Raw genomic sequence first — 6509 nt, forward strand, 5'->3', positions numbered from 1 at the left:
GGTGCTCACCTGCGTTGATCGAATTGATTCGATACAAGGGATCCGAGCAGGCACCAGGATCCGGGCAGCTCGGGTCGGCTGGACAGCGTACGGCGCGGGCGACAGCGGGCCGCGGGCCAGGCCGAGGGCCATTGTCGCGCCGAAATGCCTGAGGTGCCCTCCGGTTGACGACGGATCAACAGTCCGCAGTTCATGGGCTTGTTGACACGTTCCAATCGCCTGCGAGCCGGCCTGCAGCGGGCCCTTCCCGCGCCCGACCCAGCGCATGACCGACCATCAGAATGCCGCCCTCACGCCACCTTTGCTACGTCACGATTCCGTTCGGCGGCTTGGATGCCACGGAAGGGCAGCTGGTCGAACCGATCCGATTTCCAGGCTCAGCAGCACGTCCCGTGCCTGCTGGGGATGACTGCGTGCAACGCCTCTTGACAGGTCCACGGAGGGAGAGCACCGTCTCCATTCGAAACATCTCGGCACAGCCTACGCACAACAGCCACCTGTGCGCTCGAAATGTTAGCGCTAACAGGGTCTCGGGGGCGTTGTGCCCACCCATAGGGAGAACCGGATGCAGACCACCACACGTACACCGGGCGCCGGGGCGAGCCGCGCCCCCCGGATGCTCACGGCCATGAGGCGCCGCAGCAAGTTGGCGGGTGCGGGAGCCGCGGCTGTGCTGGTCGCGGGCGCGCTGGCGGGCGCCGCGGCGGCGTCGGGCACAGCGCAGGCCGCCGGTTCGCTGCCGTGCGACATCTACGCTGCGGGCGGGACGCCCTGCGTGGCGGCGCACAGCACCACCCGGGCGCTGTACTCCTCGTACAGCGGTGCGCTGTACCAGGTGCGGCGCTCCTCGGACAACACCACCCGGGACATCGGAGTGCTGGGCGCCGGCGGGTACGCCGACGCCGCCTCGCAGGACTCCTTCTGCTCGGGCACGTCGTGCGTCATCACCGTTGTCTACGACCAGTCCGGGCGGAACAACAACCTCACCCAGGCGCCCGCGGGCGGCGCCGCCGGTGGTCCGGACAACCTCGCCAACGCCACCGCCGCGCCGACCACCGTCGGCGGTCACGAGGCCTACGGCGTCTTCGTGGCACCGGGCACCGGCTACCGCGACAACCACACCTCGGGGGTCGCCACGGGGGACAACCCGGAGGGGATGTACGCCGTCCTCGACGGGACGCACTACAACGGCGGCTGCTGCTTCGACTACGGCAATGCCGAGACCAACAGCAACGACGACGGCAACGGGACGATGGAGGCCATCTCCTTCGGCAACATCCGGGTGTGGGGGTACGGCTCCGGCAACGGGCCGTGGATCCAGGCCGACCTGGAGAACGGCCTGTTCTCGGGGGTGAACCAGCACTACAACGCCAACGATCCGACGATCGACTACCGCTACACCACCGCGATCATCAAGGGCGGCCCGAACCACTGGGCCATCCGCGGCGGCAACGCCCAGTCCGGTGCGCTGTCGACGTTCTACGACGGGGTGCGACCCAACGTCTCCGGCTACAACCCGATGCGCAAGCAGGGCGCCATCATCCTGGGCACCGGCGGCGACAACAGCAAGGGTGCCCAAGGCACCTTCTACGAGGGCGTGATGACCTCCGGCTACCCATCGGACGCCACCGAGAACGCGGTACAGGCCAACATCAACTCCGTCGGCTACGGGTCCGGTGGTGGCGGGGGCGGCACGGGTTCCGCCGGTCCGATTCGCGCGGTGGGTGCGGGCAAGTGTCTGGACGTGCCGAACTCGTCGACGACGCCGGGTGTTCAGGTGCAGATCTGGGACTGCAGCGGTCAGGTGAACCAGGCGTGGACGCGTTCGTCGTCGGGGCAGTTGTCGGTGTACTCGGGCAGCAGTCAGATGTGTCTGGACGCGTACGACAACCAGACGGCGGCGGGTACCAAGGTGGAGACCTGGACCTGCAACGGTGGTGCGAACCAGCAGTGGAGTGTGAACTCCAACGGCACGATCACCGGTGACCAGTCCGGGTTGTGCCTGGATGTCACCGGACGCTCCACGGCCAACGGCGCGCTGGCGGAGCTGTGGCCCTGCAACGGGCAGTCCAACCAGCAGTGGTCACTGGGCTGACCTGACCGGTTCCAGCCCGTGGCCGGCCCACCACCGGCCACGGGCTGCCCGGGCGCAGCAGCCCCCGGGACCGATCACACCACGTTCACGACCGCGCCGCGGGGCGCTCTCCCGCCGACTCAAGGAGCCGATGAACCATGCCCGAGCTCGAAGCGGTCATCAGACGATTGCGCCGTCTGCCATCCCCGCACCTGTCCCTCCGCGGAATCCTGGCGCTGATCACCTCAGTTCTGCTGCTGTCCGCGACCGCCCCCCTGGTCCTGGGCACTGCCCAGCCGGCCGCCGCGCTGGGCAACGGACTTGCGCTGACCCCGCAGATGGGGTTCAACGACTGGAACGCCTATGGGTGCAACGTGTCCGAGGCACTGATCAAGGCCACCGCGCAGGCCATGCATACCGACGGCATGCAGGCCGCGGGATACAACTACGTCAACATCGACGACTGCTGGATGACCAAGTCGCGCGACAGCGGCGGCCGACTCGTCCCGGATCCCGCCAAGTTCCCGGACGGCATCAAAGGCACTGCGGACTACGTCCACTCGCTCGGCCTGAAACTGGGGATCTACGAGGACGCAGGCACGGCGACCTGCGCGGGCTATCCCGGCAGCCTGGGGCACGAGAGCACTGACGCCCAGTCGTTCGCGTCCTGGGGCGTGGACTACCTGAAGTACGACAACTGCAACAACTCCGGGGTCGCCGCCCAGTCCCGCTACACCGCCATGCGCGACGCACTGGCTGCGACCGGTCGGCCCATCCTCTACAGCCTGTGCAACTGGGGCCAGGACAATGTGTGGACCTGGGCAGCCGGTGTCGGCAACAGCTGGCGAACCACCGGGGACATCAACGCCGGCTACTCGAGCATGCTGTCGATCTTCCACAGCAATGTGGGCCTGGCTTCCTATGCCGGGCCCGGCCACTGGAACGACCCGGACATGCTGGAGGTCGGCAACGGCTCACTGTCAGCGACCGAGAACCGCACGGAGTTCAGCCTCTGGTCCGAAATGGCCGCACCGCTGATCGCGGGTACCAACATCGCCTCGGCCGGCGCGGCCACGCTGTCCACACTGACCAACACCAGGGTGATCGCCGTCGACCAGGACTCGTTGGGCAGGCAGGGGACCCTGGTGTCCTCCGTCGGCGGCCTGGACGTCCTGGCCAAGCCGCTGGCGAACGGCGACGTCTCGGTGGCGCTGTTCAACGAGACCGGATCGACGGCCACGGTCACCACCACCGCTGCCGCCATCGGCAAGACCGGAGCGTCGACCTACACCCTGACCGACCTGTGGTCCGGAGCATCCTCCACGACCTCCGGCGCGATCAGCGCCTCCGTTCCCGCGCACGGCACGGTCATGTACCGGGTCGCGGGCGGCACCACCGGTGGAGGAGGAACCGGCGCCACCACCGGCGAACTGCACGCCGTGGGTGCGGGCAAGTGCCTGGAGGTGCCGAACTCGACGACCACTGCCGGCACCCAGGTGGACATCCGTAGCTGCGGCGGAAGCGCCGACCAGACCTGGACCCGTACCTCGTCCAACCAGCTCACCGTCTACTCGGGCAGCAGCCAGATGTGCCTGGACGCCTACGACAACCAGACCACCGCTGGAACGAAGGTCGAGATCTGGTCGTGCAACGGCCAGGCGAACCAGCAGTGGCAGATCAATGCCAACGGCACGGTCACCGGCGACCAGTCGGGGCTGTGCCTGGACGTCACCGGCGGGTCCTCGGCCGATGGCGCCCTTGCCGAACTGTGGCCCTGCAACGGGCAGTCCAACCAGCAATGGTCACTGGGCTGACTTCATGGGACGCCGTTCCGCACCTGTCCCGCACCTGTCCTCGATCACTGGAGTCCATATGGTTCCTCGTACTCGCACGCCCCGGCCGCTGTTCTCGCAGGGGATCCGGTCCGGCACCCTGGCCACGGGGCTGTCCATCGCCGTGGTGGGCGCTCTTCTGCTGGCCTTCGTCTGCGCGGGCGCCGCGCAGGCGGCCGGCTCCCTGCGCGGACTGGCCGAGGCCCAGGGCCGCTACTTCGGCACCGCGCTGACCGTGTCCGACCTGGGCAACGGCAACGAGACCGCTATTGCCGGCGCCCAGTTCGACATGGTCACACCCGGCAACGAGATGAAGTGGGACACCACCGAGCCCGGCAACGGGCAGTACAACTTCGGGCCCGGCGACCAGATCGTGTCCTTCGCCACCTCCCACAGCATGCGGGTCCGCGGCCACAACCTGGTCTGGCAGAACCAACTGCCGTCGTGGGTCAACTCCCTGCCGTCCAGTCAGGTGCAGGCCGCCATGGACGCCCACATCACCACCGAAGTCAACCACTACAAGGGTCACATCTACGCCTGGGACGTGGTCAACGAGCCCTTCAACGGTGACGGCTCGTACGTCAACGACGCCTTCTACAGGGCCATGGGCTCCGGCTACTTCGCCGAGGCGCTGCGGACCGCCCACGCCGCTGACCCCAGTGCCAAGCTCTACATCAACGACTACAGCATCGAGGGGGAGAACGCCAAGAGCAACGCCATGTACAACCTGGCCAAGTCCCTTCTGGCACAGGGCGTTCCGCTGGGCGGGATCGGCTTCGAGAGCCACTTCATCGTCGGCCAGGTCCCGTCCGACTTCCAGGCCAACATGCAGCGGTTCGCGGCGCTGGGACTGGACGTCGCCGTGACCGAGCTCGACGACCGGATCCAACTGCCGGCCAGCGGCGCCAACCTGCAGCAGCAGGCAACGGACTACGCCAATGTCGTCAAGGACTGCCTGGGTGTGTCCCGTTGCGTCGGCGTCTCCCAGTGGGGCGTGGACGACGGGAACTCCTGGATCCCGGGCACCTTCCCCGGATGGGGCGCCGCGACCATGTACGACGCCAACTTCCAGCCGAAGCCGGCCTACAACTCCACGGTCACCGCCCTGGGCGGGAGCACCTCCGGCGGTGGGGGCGGTTCGGGTTCCGGTCCGATTCGCGCGGTGGGTGCGGGCAAGTGTCTGGACGTGCCGAACTCGTCGACGACGCCGGGTGTTCAGGTGCAGATCTGGGACTGCAGCGGTCAGGTGAACCAGGCGTGGACGCGTTCGTCGTCGGGGCAGTTGTCGGTGTACTCGGGCAGCAGTCAGATGTGTCTGGACGCGTACGACAACCAGACGGCGGCGGGTACCAAGGTGGAGACCTGGACCTGCAACGGTGGTGCGAACCAGCAGTGGAGTGTGAACTCCAACGGCACGATCACCGGTGACCAGTCCGGGTTGTGCCTGGATGTCACCGGACGCTCCACGGCCAACGGCGCGCTGGCGGAGCTGTGGCCCTGCAACGGGCAGTCCAACCAGCAGTGGTCACTGGGCTGACCTGACCGGTTCCAGCCCGTGGCCGGCCCACCACCGGCCACGGGCTGCCCGGGCGCAGCAGCCCCCGGGACCGATCACCTCCACACCACCCAGGAGAGGAAGATCCTATGAGGTTCAAATCCCTGTTAATGCCGATTTTGGTCGCGGCGGCTCTCGTTCTGGCCGTCGCGGGCACGGCGTTGAGCAACAACCGTGCCACCGGCATGTCGCCCACCGGTGTCAGCGCCGCCGCGCCGACCGCCGGATGCGGCAAGTCCCCGACGCTGGCGAGCGGTACGCACACCATTCAGAGCAGCGGCCAGAGCCGCAGCTACATCCTCCGCGTCCCCGCCGGCTACGACAGCAACCGCCCCTACCGGTTGATCTTCGGATTCCACTGGGTCGGGGGAACGGCGAACGACGTCGACTCGGGCGGTACCGACGGCTACAACTGGTCCTACTACGGCCTCAGGCGACTGGCCGACGCCGCGAACAACGGCACGATCTTCGTCGCGCCGCAGGGCATCAACAACGGCTGGGCCAACTCCGGCGGCCAGGACGTCACTTTCGTCGACGACATGGTCAGCCAGCTGGAGTCGGGCCTGTGCGTCGACACCACGCAGGTGTTCTCGGCCGGCTTCAGCTACGGCGGATCGATGACGTACGCACTCGCCTGCGCCCGTCCGGCGGTCTTCCGTGCGGTCGCGGTCTACTCCGGTGCGAACCTGAGCGGGTGCAGCGGCGGCACCCAGCCCGTCGCGTACATGGGACTGCACGGCATCAGGGACAACGTCCTGCCCATCGCTGACGGGAGGGCGCTGCGCGACACCTTCGTCAGGAACAACGGCTGCACGCCGCAGAACCCGCCGGAGCCCGCGTACGGAAGCCTGACCCACATCATCACCACCTACTCCGGGTGCAAGCCCGGGTATCCGGTCGAATGGGCCGCGTTCGACGGAGCCGGCCACGACCCCGGTCCCATCGACGGATCGACCGGGGACGGCTGGCACACGTGGACCTCGGGCGAGGTGTGGAAGTTCTTCACACAGTTCGCATCCGGGTCGCCCTCCGGTCCGCCGCCCACCAG

Annotated in this window: 4 protein-coding genes; all 4 read left to right on the forward strand. The window is 67.8% G+C overall.

The genetic code is table 11. The features are described 5' to 3' along the window. The first annotated feature begins 616 nt into the window (after positions 1–616). Positions 617–2095 (forward strand): arabinofuranosidase catalytic domain-containing protein, encoded by a 1479-nt coding sequence (locus TR46_RS25875; RefSeq protein WP_042405532.1) that lies wholly within the window; start codon positions 617–619, stop codon positions 2093–2095. Positions 2096–2232: 137 nt separating this feature from the next. Next, positions 2233–3888 carry a glycoside hydrolase family 27 protein gene (locus TR46_RS25880; protein ID WP_042405497.1) on the forward strand — a complete coding sequence of 552 codons (1656 nt, stop codon included), beginning with the start codon at positions 2233–2235 and terminating at the stop codon, positions 3886–3888. 58 nt (positions 3889–3946) lie between these two features. Further along, on the forward strand, positions 3947–5443 hold the full coding sequence (locus TR46_RS25885; RefSeq protein WP_042405498.1) for an endo-1,4-beta-xylanase: 1497 nt from the start codon (positions 3947–3949) through the stop codon (positions 5441–5443). A gap of 128 nt (positions 5444–5571) precedes the next feature. Continuing rightward, on the forward strand, positions 5572–6509 hold a 938-nt coding region (locus TR46_RS25890), incomplete at its 3' end, for a CE1 family esterase (RefSeq protein ID WP_042405500.1).

This window comes from Streptacidiphilus carbonis (assembly GCF_000787775.1).
Lineage (GTDB): Bacteria > Actinomycetota > Actinomycetes > Streptomycetales > Streptomycetaceae > Streptacidiphilus > Streptacidiphilus carbonis.